Consider the following 12,628-nt stretch of genomic DNA (forward strand, 5'->3'; position numbering starts at 1 on the left):
GGGGCAAATAAAAAAGCCTCACTCCCAACAGGGAGCGAGGCTTTAATTCGTCTAACGAAAGACGGATAAGCGAGAACGGCTATTTTACATCATGCCGCCCATGCCGCCCATTCCTCCGGGCATTCCGCCTCCCATACCGCCGGGCATTCCGCCGCCAGCAGGGCCGCCGTCATCATCATCGCCATTTTCAGATGGCTTATCAGAGATGAGTGCTTCCGTTGTCAGCATTAAGCCGGCAACAGATGCAGCATTTTCAAGCGCGGTTCGAGTTACTTTCGTAGGATCAATTACGCCTGCTTCAACGAGGTCTTCATACACTTCGGTACGAGCGTTGTATCCGAAGGAACCTTCGCCTTCAAGAACTTTCTGTACAACGATTGAACCTTCAGCACCAGCGTTGTTAGCGATGCATCGAAGTGGTGCTTCGAGTGCACGGCGTACAATATCGAATCCAACTTCCTGGTCAGGGTTTTCACCTTCGAGTTCGTCAAGAGCAGATTGAGCGCGCAGCAATGCAACACCACCACCAGCTACGATGCCTTCTTCGACGGCAGCGCGGGTAGCATGGAGTGCATCTTCAACACGAGCTTTCTTCTCTTTCATTTCTACTTCAGAAGCAGCACCAATGTTCAATACTGCAACACCACCGCTTAGCTTAGCAAGACGCTCTTGCAGCTTCTCACGGTCATAGTCAGAAGTAGAAGATTCGATTTGACCTTTGATCTGGTTCACGCGGGCCGTGATATCATCATCTTCGCCCTGTCCACCAACAAGAGTAGTATCATCTTTGGTGATGTTTACGCGATCGGCAGTACCCAAGAAGTCAAGCGTAGCATTTTCAAGCTTGTATCCACGCTCTTCTGAGATAACAGTACCGTCAGTAAGAATAGCAATGTCTTCCAACATCTGCTTACGACGATCACCGAATCCAGGCGCCTTAACAGCAGCTATCTTCAGCGAACCGCGCAGCTTGTTAACAACCAATGTAGCCAGTGCTTCGCCTTCAATATCTTCAGCGATGATAAGCAGCGGCTTACCGGTTTGAATAACTTTTTCAAGAATTGGCAGCAGATCTTTCATGTTAGAGATCTTGCTGTCAAAGATCAGGATATATGGCTCTTCCATCTCAGCGACCATATTCTCAGAATCGGTCACAAAGTAAGGAGAGAGATATCCGCGGTCGAACTGCATACCTTCAACAGTTTCGAGGTATGTTTCGGTACCTTTGGCTTCTTCAACAGTAATAACACCGTCTTGGCCAACCTTTTCCATTGCATCAGCAATATTCTGGCCAATTTCGTCATCGCCATTAGCAGAAATAGTACCAATCTGCTTAATGCTATCCAAGCTGTCTCCAACCGGGTTACTCATTTGACGAAGCTCTGTAACGATGGCTTTAACAGCTGTATCAATGCCTCGCTTCAGTTCCATTGGGTTCGCTCCGGCAGTAACGTTCTTTAAGCCGGTTTGAATAATAGACTGAGCAAGAACAGTAGCTGTTGTAGTTCCGTCACCAGCATTGTCGCTAGTTTTAGAAGCTACTTCTTTTACCATCTGAGCGCCCATATTTTCGCGCTTGTTGGACAGCTCAATCTCTTTCGCTACCGTAACACCATCTTTCGTAACTGTTGGTGCTCCAAATGATTTTTCAATTACTACGTTTCGTCCACGCGGTCCCAAAGTGACTTTGACAGCATTTGCTAGCTTGTCAACGCCTTGCTTGAGAGCATCGCGCGCTTCCATATCATAATGAACTAGTTTTGCAGACATAGTTCCTCTTATTAATTTTTTGAGTTTATATTTAAAAAATGCTTAATAGAATTGCTTAGGAAACGATTCCAAGAATGTCAGTTTCACGCATAATCAGGTACTCTTCACCTTCGAGCGTAACTTCAGTGCCTGAATACTTTCCATAGAGTACTTTGTCTCCTTCAGCAACTGACATATCAATCTTAGTTCCGTTTTCTACTTTGCCGGGTCCTGCAGCAACAACAGTTCCTTCCTGTGGCTTTTCTTTAGCCGAATCAGGAATGATAATGCCGGATTCTGTCTTCTCGTCCGCAGGTTCTGGCTGAACCAAAACGCGATCGCTTAACGGTTTGATTTTAGATTTAGCCATAAGTAATGACTCCTAGTTTAAGTTATTGGTTGACGTTTGAAATTCTTTATCTGCAGCAGTAACTGCTGGAAATACTGTAAAAAAATCTTGCAATGAGATCATATCCCATTTCAACAGGATAATAGGTGAGCAAGTACCATACCAAACTTTTCAGGCACGACACAAAGAACTTCAAAAAAAGGCTATACAGTCTTAAAACAGGATATTATCAACGATTTTTTTTAAAGCCGTGAGATTGGCCTTTTATGACTAGTCGAAATTTCAGGTCAAAATGCCATCTTCTACAAATTGTGCTGTCAACTTTTCATACAATGGAGGTTCCCAGGCTTCAGCTCGTTTATCAAAATCGAAGCCTTCGGGCAGTTTATCTTTACTAACGATAGGCTTTAAAGCATTACTCAATTTTTTGCGGCGTTGATTAAAAGCTGTTCTGACTACCGTCTTTAAATTCGTATCCGTGCAGTTCATCGCTCCCTTATCAAAAGTTAGCTTCATGATGGCACTTTCAACGTTGGGCTGTGGACTAAAGCAGTGCCGTGATACGGGAAACAAGATCTCCGGCGTTGCCATCAACTGCGTTTGCACACTCAAGATACCGTAAGATTTTGTTCGGATATCAGCGACAATACGTTCGGCCACCTCTTTCTGCATCATAAGTAATGCCGTTGACAATACCTCTCGATTCTCTAACAGAGAAAATAAAATCTGACTGGTTATATAATATGGTAAATTCCCAACCACATGCGTTTTCTCCTTTCCTATTGATAATTCATTCCAATCAACATCCAATACATTACCATGGCGGATTTCGAGATTATCAAACTTCTGCTCAAGCACTTCAATAGCCCGCTGATCCAACTCAACAGCTACCACATCTTTATATTCTCTGACTAATGCTTCAGTCAGAGCACCCGTTCCGGGCCCAATCTCGATAACACGATCCTCTTCACGGGCCGGAATAGCATCCGCAATTTTTTCAATAATATTGTCATCGGTAAGAAAGTGTTGCCCTAAACTCTTTTTTGGCTTTATACTCATTTTATAATCGATATTAACCTACAGCACTACTTTGGCAGGGGTCATAAAATTTCTAACGAACCTTCAGGTCGGCTGTACAGATCTTTTATATGTTCTATTGAATTTTTTGCTAAGTGGTAGTTTGTAAAGTAAATTATCCTAAATAAAGATTAGAAATAATTACTCTATGGATATTAACCCACTTGATACGGAAAAAATTGGTATTCAGACGCTGGAAAAGCAGCTGATGAAATCCGAATCAGAAATCTCTTTAAAGATAGGGTTACCGAGGGAAGTCTCCAATGATGAACGACGAATGTGTTTAACCCCCGGTGGCGCTTCCGTATTAACTTCTAACGGCCACGAAGTTTATATAGAACAAGATGCCGGATCAGATGCCAACTTTACGGATCAGGAATATGCCGATGCAGGTGCCGAAATAGCTTTCAGTATCGATGAGGTGTATAAAAAGTCTGAGTTAATCGTTAAGGTTGCCCCTCCTTCAGAATCAGAACTGGAACTGCTCGAACAAGACCATATCTTACTCTCAGCCCTGCATTTGGGCAACACTACCGAGGAGTTTATTGATACTCTTATCAACAAAAACATTTCGGCTATCGGCTTTGAGTTCATCAAAGGAGACGACAAAGAGTTCCCTATTGTGCGTATGATGCACGAAATTACAGGATCTATGTCGGTGCAGATCGGGGCTCACTACCTCGAAAAAGCGGATGGTGGACAAGGTATCATGCTGGGCGGCATCTCCGGTATTCCGCCTGCTACCGTCGTTATTCTGGGAGCAGGTATTACTGCCGAATATGCTGCACGAACAGCACTCGGTTATGGTGCACAGGTTTTTGTAATGGATAACGACCTGGCCCGGCTTCGTCATCTCGAAAATGCGCTGGATCGACGTATTATTACGGCTACGGCCAATTACCAGTATATCTCTTCGGCCCTTCAATATGCCGATGTCGTAATCGGGGCTGCAATGTTCGAGGGCAAGCGCTCGCCCTGCCTGGTTACCGAACCGATGGTTACCAGCATGAAGCCCGGCAGTGTTATTGTGGATACCGTGATTGACCAAGGCGGTTGTATTGCAACCAGCAAGGCCACAACACACTCGAAACCTACCTTCATGAAACATGATGTTATTCACTATTGTGTGCCCAACATCCCTTCTAATGTAGCACGTACGGCTACTTATGCCCTTAATAATGTCATTGTTCCGTACCTGCTGGCTATTGGCGATGCCGGCGGCATACGCGAATGTCTTTGGACCAATACCGCCCTGCGTAACGGTACCTACGTTTACAAAAAGCACTTGACTAAAAAATCGCTGTCCCAAATATTTGATATGCCTTATCGGGAAATTGAGATGCTCATTGCAAGCCAAATTTAATGTTACTGTACTTATAGGATGAGAAAACCAGTTCAAATTATCTTGGGCGTCCTTACTTTTTTGCCATTTATAATAATTCTGGCCGCCATCGGTTTTGGCGTTTATAAGGCTCTTGATATTTTCCTGTCTCCCGAAGGCGTGAATCCCTTCCTGCTTTTTGCATATTTTGGCTATGCGATCCAGTTTCTTCTTTTCTACTCCCTTTTTTATTTAGCGCTCGGGATCTATTATCTCATTCATATCATTCGAAATCCTCTTTTTGATACCGAAAAGAAGGGACTTTGGATTGTGGTTATCATTGCCTTAAACGGCCTCGCTATGCCGGCTTATTGGTATATGCACATTTGGAATACCACTCCAGTGAGTAACTCCAATTATTATACCCGTTATGAATCAGGAACTGAGTCCTAAAAACTTTAAGCGTATCAGCATAATAAATTGGGTGCTGACGGTACCTTTTTTCATTTTGCTTTCTTGGCCCTACCTGTACCTGGCAGATCTTGCTGAGATCGAAAGATCAATGGCTTATATCGGTTGCTTGTTCTTTTCCATTCCCTTTATGATTACCATTATTCACGGGCACGTCACAATGGCGTTGGGCGAAGCACACCGGCACCATTATTACGACTGGCTGGATGAATACCCCCTCACTTTTGGATTGCTCTATCATCCGATGCTGATACGAACCCGGTTCAGGCTGATCCTTTTGGTCGTCAGCATATTACTATTTGTTGCAGGCCTTGTTTTACAATTTTAAATAGAAAAGGGATGCGAAAGAATCGCATCCCTTGCAACTAAACGAAGTTATTGTCCGGCCCTTAGTATGCCGTTCCCTCCTTTATCTCATCAACTACTGATGGATCAAGTAATGTAGAGGTATCTCCCATATCGTCCGTCTCACCGGCAGCTACTTTGCGTAAAATACGGCGCATAATCTTTCCCGAACGTGTTTTGGGCAATCCTTCTACAATTTGAATTTTATCAGGTTTAGCGATTGGGCTAATTACTTTTGAGACGAGTTTATCAATTTCGCCTTTAAAAGATTCAGGATCTGTGATCTCTTCATCACATGTCATAAAGGCAAAAACTGCTTCTCCTTTTACATCATGCGGATACCCTACAATAGCGGCCTCTACCACTTTAGGGTGCTCATCAATAGCGTTTTCAATTTCAGCCGTTCCTAATCGGTGACCGGAAACATTCAGTACGTCATCCACCCGGCCGGTAATGCGATAATATCCATCCTCATCGCGACGGCAGCCGTCACCAGTAAAGTAATAGCCGGGATAATCTTCAAAATAGGTTTCCATATAGCGCTCCTGGTTACCCCAGATGCCGCGCGTCATACCCGGCCAAGGATGCTTGATCACCAGGTTCCCCTGCACGCCATCTCCTTCGATCTCCTTCCCGTTTTTATCCATCAGGGCCGGCTGTATGCCCGGCAACGGCAGTGTAGCAAAACCGGGTTTTGTAGGCGTTACTCCAGCCAGCGGCGAAATCATGATGCCCCCGGTTTCTGTTTGCCACCAGGTATCAACAATGGGACATTGCCCATTTCCTATATGATCGTGATACCAGTGCCAGGCTTCTTCGTTAATAGGCTCTCCTACGGTACCAAGCACCTTTAATGAGCTAAGATCATATTTATTAACATACTCAATATCCTCTTTCATCAACGCCCGGATAGCAGTAGGCGAAGTGTAAAAGTGGGTTACGTTGTACTTATCACACACCTCCCACAAACGTCCCGGATCGGGATAAGTGGGCGTACCTTCAAAAATAATACCTGATGCTCCGTTTAGCAGCGGGCCGTACAAAATATAGGAGTGCCCGGTAATCCAGCCCGCATCAGCCGTACACCAATACACGTCTTCCTCCTCAACCTGGAACACATTGCGGAAGGTATAGCTGGTATACACCATGTATCCGCCACACGTATGGACCTGCCCCTTGGGCTTGCCGGTAGAGCCGGAAGTGTAGAGGATAAACAATGGATCTTCAGCATCCATCTCTACCGCTTCATGGTCTTTGGAAGCATTTCGAATTAACAGGTGCCACCATTCATCGCGCCCTTCAACCCAGTCGATATCACGATTGGTACGCTGACACACAATAACCTTGTCAACAGTAGGGCAATCTTCAAGTGCTTCATCAGAAATATCTTTCAACGGCACATGCTTTTCTCCGCGCCGAAGTCCATCATTGGTAATCAACATCTTGGCATCGCAATCCTGGATACGTTCCGCCAGCGATTGTGCCGAAAATCCTGCAAACACAATAGAGTGCACCGCCCCAATTCGAGCACATGCCAAAGCAGCAATCATCAGCTCGGGTGTCATCGCCATATAAATTGCAACCCGGTCACCTTTTTCAATTCCTTTTGATTCCAGCACATTTGCGAAACGACATACATCCTCGTGTAGTTGGCGATAAGTGATTGTCCGCCGGAAAGAGTCAGGATGATTGGGTTCAAAAATAAATGCTGTTTTATTACCGATCGTGTTGAGATGTCGATCAAGGCAATTTTCAGTAATATTTAGCTTTCCGCCTTCAAACCATTTTACATCTCCGTCTTCAAAGCTACCGCTAAAGGTTTCATCCCAACTTTCTCGCCAATAGAATGTACCGGCCTCGTGCTCCCAAAATTTTTCGGGTTTATTAACACTATTTCCATAGACTTCTTTGTACTCTTCAAATGAATCAATATTTAGCCACATAATAATTGAGTTTGAGTTGGGAGTATTTGTTCGTTGACAATCTCATATTAAATAATTTATACAGATAATCAAGCCGACAGAAGAAACCAATTGTTTTAACCCCTGTATCCATAAATTTTTTACCTGTTTTGCAATAAACAAGATTTCAACTTCAATGAAAAGTAGCCGGATGTATAAAATTGTGAAATGGGATCTTCCATCTGTGGAAGCCCTTCCAAAATCAGAGCAGTATCAGCTACTTTCTGTTTTAAAGCCGGTTAATAACAAATTATATATGGTTAAATGACGTTAACACACTTTATCATCAGAACTTTGCAACCTTAGGTACCAAAAAGAATAAATTGAATTCAACAGAACAACCCGGGCTCCAGCGCATCGAAAACTGGTTTCAAGCCCGACAATGGCAACCCTTTGATTACCAGCGAGAGGTATGGCAAGCGTATTTATCCGGCAAAAACGGTCTGCTTAATGCCCCCACCGGCAGTGGCAAAACTTATGCCCTGTGGATGCCCGTTTTAATCAACTGGATCAACGAACATCCAAATACCTATAAAGAGTTAGCAGATAATGGCCTACAACTGCTGTGGGTTACTCCCCTTCGTGCCCTGGCCCGTGATATTGAACAAGCTCTTCAGAAGGTTGTTGATGAGCTGGAGATCCCCTGGCAAATAGCACGACGTACCGGCGATGTATCATCATACAAAAAACAGAAGATGAAAGAACAGATGCCGGAGGTGCTTATTACCACCCCGGAAAGCCTCCATATTCTGATGGCCCAAAAAGGATACAAAAACTATTTTTCTGATCTGGAGGCTGTTGTCATTGACGAATGGCATGAGCTGTTGGGTTCAAAACGGGGCACCCAAACTGAGTTGGGACTTTCACGGCTGAAACATTTACGACCAAAACTCAATATCTGGGGAATATCAGCAACAATTGGTAATCTTCGAGAAGCCAAACAAGTATTACTGGGCGTTAACGATGACCCAGAAAATGCTGTCATCATAAAAGCCAACGTTGAGAAGAATCTGGAGGTCCAATCCGTTTTACCGGAGGATGTTGAAAAGTTCCCATGGTCAGGGCACCTGGGCACCAAGCTATTACCCAAAGTATTGCCGATTATTGAAGAAAACAGATCCACGCTAATTTTTACGAATACCCGCTCTCAATCCGAGGTCTGGTTTCAACAGCTACTGGAGGCCAAACCGGAACTGGCCGGCACCATTGCACTGCACCACGGTTCCTTGAGTAAGAAGATTCGGCGATGGGTAGAACAATCCCTTCACGAAGGCAAACTCAAAGCCGTAGTATGCACCTCCAGCCTGGACCTGGGGGTTGATTTTGCCCCTGTAGAAACGGTCATCCAGATAGGCAGCCCCAAGGGAGTAGCACGTTTTATGCAGCGTGCCGGACGCAGCGGTCACCAACCCGGTGCTACAAGCCGTATCTACTTTGTTCCGACTAATGCCCTGGAACTGATAGAAGCTGCTGCTCTAAAGACTGCAGCGACGCAGCAGATCGCCATAGAAGACCGAGAACCTGTTGTAAAGCCCTACGATGTGCTCACCCAATACCTGATAACACTAGCTGTATCAGACGGCTTTAGTCCGAATACGCTCTATGAGGAAGTGACATCAACTTTTGCATACCAAACATTGAATCGTAAAGAGTGGAACTGGATCATGAACTTTATTACTACTGGGGGACAATCACTCACGGCCTATGATGAGTACTCTAAAGTAGTTGAAGACGATGGTCGCTATAAAGTTACGGACCGCAAAATAAAACGGCGGCATCGTATGTCTATCGGCACTATTGCCAGCGATACGATGATGAGCGTAAAATATCTTAATGGTGCACATTTGGGTAGTATCGAGGAGTGGTTTATCGCCTCCCTCAATAAGGGTGATACATTTTGGTTTGCAGGAAAAAGTCTTGAATTGGTTCGCACCAAACAGATGACAGCTTACGTGAGAAGGGCCCACACCACCAAAGCTAAAGTCCCCAGCTGGATGGGTGGTCGTATGTCGCTTTCATCCAACATGTCAGAACTCCTTCGCCATAAACTTCACGAGGCTATTGAGGGTTCAGCCGATGATATAGAATTACAAACGATCCAACCCATTCTTGATGTCCAACATAACTGGTCGACCCTACCCGATGAAGATGAGCTTCTCATCGAACAGACCACTTCAAAAGAAGGGCATCACCTGTTTTTCTTCCCTTTTGAGGGCCGGTATGTACATGAGGGGATATCGGCCCTGGTAGCCTATCGCATTTCTCAGCTTAAGCCCATCACCTTTTCTATCGCCATGAATGATTATGGCTTTGAACTCTTGTCAGACAAGAAGATCCCCATAAAGAAGGCGTTAACAAATGATCTGTTCTCTGACAAAAAATTAGTTGAGGACATTTTCTCAAGTCTTAATGATACCGAGCTGGCCAAACGACGCTTTCGGGGCATCTGCCATATTGCGGGCTTAATTTTCAAGGGATTTCCGGGCCAACGCAAAGCCAGTCGTCACCTGCAATCTTCATCAAGTATGTTTTTTGATGTTTTTGATCAATATGAACCGGATAACCTGCTCCTGCAGCAAGCTTATGATGAGGTCCTTTCCTATCAGCTGGATGAAGTACGACTTCGCAAGGCACTCAGGCGCATACAATCGCAAACGATAAACCTCAAGAATACCGAACGCTTTACGCCCCTTGCCTTTCCCATCATGGTAGATCGGCTTCGGGAACGCCTCAGCTCTGAGAGTTTAACCGACCGCGTGCAACGCATGCAACTGCAGCTGGAAAAACATACATAAATTAATTCCACGTTAGACCTGAGGTATACAATCCACACTTTGAATCGTGCAATTGCTATTATTAGATTTACGTTATGATTTCAAACGCCTCAACTTTCAACCTTTGTGGTAATCGTTTTTGGTTACTCCCAGAACGGGCCATTTATTGGAAAAAGAAAGAAACACTGTTCATAGCCGATCTACATATCGGGAAATCGGCACATTTCCGTAAGCATGGTATTGCTGTCCCTAAGCAGGTGGGCAGATCTAATCTCAATCGCCTTGAACAACTAATCGAAGATATCAAACCGGAACATCTCATAATATTGGGCGATCTATTTCACAGCGATATCAACAAAGAGTGGCAGCAGTTTATAGACTGGAGAAAAAGATATAGGCAACTGCAAATAAGCCTGGTTGTTGGCAATCATGATATTCTAAAAGTGGAACGATACCACACCGGATTGATCAACATCTTTAAAAAGATGAAACTGGAACCTTTTTTATTAGTCCATGACAAGAGCAACTATAGCTCTGCCGATGAGCAAGGCTTATACATACTAAGCGGACATATTCATCCCGCAGCAAAGCTAAATGGCAAGGGAAGGCAGGCTATGAAATTTCCCTGCTTTTATTTTGGCCAGCAATATGGAATATTACCGGCATTTGGCACCTTCACCGGCACTCACATTATTTCTCCCACAGAAAAAGACAAGGTATTTATTGTGGTTGAAGATAAAGTTTTCTCTGTGAATTGAACATCCTTACTCTCAATGCTCTTGTTTTATTAAGAGCATTTTGCACAACCTATTGGCGCCACTTTCGTTTAAAACAATGATGCAACCGGTTTAAAATACGCGATTTTTTAGTCCTGACATTAGCCCCTGATATATCAAAATGCGCACTCGCCTCTTTGGTTGTAGTATCTGGCTGCTCAAAAAAATATTCGATAAATTTGCGTGAACTTTCTCGCAGTTCTTCCAAACAAGCCTCCAGAATTCTTTGACGATCCTCATCCATCAAATTTGTAAACTGCTCAGCAGGATCTACCAAATGCTCTTGGTGATCTTCCATCGCATTATTAAAACGATGCTGTTCTTTGGCATGCCGGAAAAACTCGTGTCGGCAAGACCGAATCATATAACTAAAAATATACTTCTCTTCCCTGATATTATCCTTTTTTATCTGTTCAAACACATCCAGGAAAGCTTGTTGCGTACACTCTTCAGCTTCTCGCTCCGTAGCATTAAGCACAACCTTCAGGTAATCCTTAAGGCGATATAGCAATTCCTCGAGCAATTCGTTGGCTTTGCCCTGCTTATTTTCTCGAAGAGCGTGCACAAGCTCTGAATAATCAACTCTGGATTTACTCAAGGTGATAAAAAGGCCTTATTAGCTAACCTACTTTGCTGAAAAATGATATTTAAAAAAGCCGCGTACAGTTATTTGATATTTCAAATATATAACTATTCAATAATCATACAAACGAAATTATACAGTAATACAAAAAGATTTATAAAATCTTAATGCCAATCTTAATTATATATTTGCCTTCTGAAATTTTTTGTAACAAATTAAAATTGAAATACTCTTGTATCATAGAATATACTGTTCGGGAATATTAAGATTTATATTAAAATAGATATCTGTTACAAAATAATTATATACGCTAATATTCTAGAAAAGCCGAAATTTTTTGTAACAAAGCTCCCTTTCATTACTCTTGTTATCAACAAGGAGTATGTTCGTGAATATCTGCGTATTTAAATTTATGGTACAAATCACAATACTCGTTACAACTTAAATAAGAACAAAACCAAGGATTACTATGAAATCTCTCGTAAAAAAACTACTCGCATTCACTTTCGCTATCGCTCTGTTCACCGGCTGTGCTTCGGTCACCGACCCCGGCCTCGATACTGCCCCGGAAACCCAAGACACCGAAGTGACCCAAGATACGCCTGATCGCAACGGCTTCGATACCGACTCTGAAATGAGTACTATCCTCGATAAACCTGAATAAACGCTCTCTCTTTAACTTCTTAAATACAGATCACTATGAAATCTCTCGTAAAAAAACTGCTCGCTTTCACTTTCGCTATCGCTCTGTTCACCGGCTGTGCTTCGGTTACCGACTCCGCCCTTGAGACCGCACCGGAAACCCAGGACACCGAACTCACCCAGGATACTCCTGATCGTGACGGCTTTGGAACAGACCAAGAAATGAGCACCATCGTTGACAAACCTGAATAATATCTTTCCAACACCATTAACCATTTAAACGCCTAAACCAAGGATCACTATGAAATCTCTCGTAAAAAAACTGCTCGCTTTCACTTTCGCTATCGCTCTGTTCACCGGCTGTGCTTCGGTTACCGACTCCGCCCTTGAGACCGCACCGGAAACCCAGGACACCGAACTCACCCAGGATACTCCTGATCGTGACGGCTTTGGAACAGACCAAGAAATGAGCACCATCGTTGACAAACCTGAATAATCCTCACCCGATATTTCATTTTAATACTCTTCTCTTGAAAAAAATAAGGATATGTTGCGTTCATAAACACAAGGTCATAGATTG

13 protein-coding genes are annotated in these 12,628 nt (G+C 43.7%); 8 read left to right on the forward strand and 5 right to left on the reverse strand.

Going from position 1 to position 12,628, the window contains the following annotated elements:
- Nucleotides 1-84: 84 nt before the first annotated feature.
- From groL to rsmA, 3 genes are all read right to left on the reverse strand, one after another.
- On the reverse strand, nucleotides 85-1,770 hold the full coding sequence (gene groL / locus G3569_RS08370; RefSeq protein ID WP_165268025.1) for a chaperonin GroEL: 1,686 nt from the start codon (nucleotides 1,768-1,770) through the stop codon (nucleotides 85-87).
- A gap of 55 nt (nucleotides 1,771-1,825) precedes the next feature.
- Nucleotides 1,826-2,119: a co-chaperone GroES gene (gene groES / locus G3569_RS08375; protein WP_138430614.1), complete on the reverse strand. Its 294-nt coding sequence runs from the start codon at nucleotides 2,117-2,119 to the stop codon at nucleotides 1,826-1,828.
- Nucleotides 2,120-2,380: 261 nt separating this feature from the next.
- Complete coding sequence (rsmA, locus tag G3569_RS08380; RefSeq protein WP_165268027.1) at nucleotides 2,381-3,157, reverse strand: 16S rRNA (adenine(1518)-N(6)/adenine(1519)-N(6))-dimethyltransferase RsmA; 777 nt, start codon at nucleotides 3,155-3,157, stop codon at nucleotides 2,381-2,383.
- A gap of 166 nt (nucleotides 3,158-3,323) precedes the next feature.
- Between rsmA and G3569_RS08385 the strand changes: the two genes are divergently transcribed.
- From G3569_RS08385 to G3569_RS08395, 3 genes are read left to right on the forward strand one after another with little or no spacing between them, the layout of a single operon-like run.
- A complete protein-coding gene (locus G3569_RS08385) occupies nucleotides 3,324-4,538 on the forward strand; it encodes an alanine dehydrogenase (protein ID WP_165268029.1) in 1,215 nt (404 codons plus the stop codon).
- An 18-nt stretch (nucleotides 4,539-4,556) separates the two neighbouring features.
- Nucleotides 4,557-4,949, forward strand: a complete 393-nt coding sequence (locus G3569_RS08390; protein WP_165268031.1) for a hypothetical protein — start codon at nucleotides 4,557-4,559, stop codon at nucleotides 4,947-4,949.
- Nucleotides 4,927-5,295, forward strand: a complete 369-nt coding sequence (locus G3569_RS08395) for a hypothetical protein (RefSeq protein ID WP_165268033.1) — start codon at nucleotides 4,927-4,929, stop codon at nucleotides 5,293-5,295. Before G3569_RS08390 ends, G3569_RS08395 begins: the two co-directional genes overlap by 23 nt.
- A 61-nt stretch (nucleotides 5,296-5,356) precedes the next feature.
- On the opposite strand, the gene acs is transcribed toward G3569_RS08395, so the two are convergent.
- Complete coding sequence (acs, locus tag G3569_RS08400; protein WP_165268035.1) at nucleotides 5,357-7,255, reverse strand: acetate--CoA ligase; 1,899 nt, start codon at nucleotides 7,253-7,255, stop codon at nucleotides 5,357-5,359.
- Nucleotides 7,256-7,596: 341 nt separating this feature from the next.
- On the opposite strand from acs, the gene G3569_RS08405 reads away from it, so the two are divergent.
- Nucleotides 7,597-10,068 (forward strand): ligase-associated DNA damage response DEXH box helicase, encoded by a 2,472-nt coding sequence (locus G3569_RS08405; protein WP_165268037.1) that lies wholly within the window; start codon nucleotides 7,597-7,599, stop codon nucleotides 10,066-10,068.
- A gap of 74 nt (nucleotides 10,069-10,142) precedes the next feature.
- The gene (gene pdeM / locus G3569_RS08410) at nucleotides 10,143-10,805 is read left to right on the forward strand and encodes a ligase-associated DNA damage response endonuclease PdeM (protein ID WP_165268039.1); all 663 of its coding nucleotides are present in this window, start codon (nucleotides 10,143-10,145) and stop codon (nucleotides 10,803-10,805) included.
- Between the two features lie 49 nt (nucleotides 10,806-10,854).
- On the opposite strand, the gene G3569_RS08415 is transcribed toward pdeM, so the two are convergent.
- Entirely contained in the window at nucleotides 10,855-11,421 is a 567-nt protein-coding gene (locus G3569_RS08415; protein WP_165268041.1) for an RNA polymerase sigma factor, read from the reverse strand.
- A gap of 454 nt (nucleotides 11,422-11,875) precedes the next feature.
- Here G3569_RS08415 and G3569_RS08420 point away from each other — a divergent pair, with 454 nt between their 5' ends.
- The 3 genes from G3569_RS08420 to G3569_RS08430 are packed head-to-tail and all read left to right on the forward strand — an operon-like array spanning nucleotide 11,876 to nucleotide 12,544.
- On the forward strand, nucleotides 11,876-12,070 hold the full coding sequence (locus tag G3569_RS08420) for a hypothetical protein (protein WP_165268043.1): 195 nt from the start codon (nucleotides 11,876-11,878) through the stop codon (nucleotides 12,068-12,070).
- A 35-nt stretch (nucleotides 12,071-12,105) separates the two neighbouring features.
- The gene (locus G3569_RS08425) at nucleotides 12,106-12,300 is read left to right on the forward strand and encodes a hypothetical protein (RefSeq protein WP_165268045.1); all 195 of its coding nucleotides are present in this window, start codon (nucleotides 12,106-12,108) and stop codon (nucleotides 12,298-12,300) included.
- A 49-nt stretch (nucleotides 12,301-12,349) separates the two neighbouring features.
- The gene (locus G3569_RS08430; RefSeq protein ID WP_165268045.1) at nucleotides 12,350-12,544 is read left to right on the forward strand and encodes a hypothetical protein; all 195 of its coding nucleotides are present in this window, start codon (nucleotides 12,350-12,352) and stop codon (nucleotides 12,542-12,544) included.
- Nucleotides 12,545-12,628 lie beyond the last annotated feature (84 nt).

It is taken from the genome of Fodinibius halophilus (assembly GCF_011059105.1).
Taxonomy (GTDB): domain Bacteria; phylum Bacteroidota; class Rhodothermia; order Balneolales; family Balneolaceae; genus Fodinibius; species Fodinibius halophilus.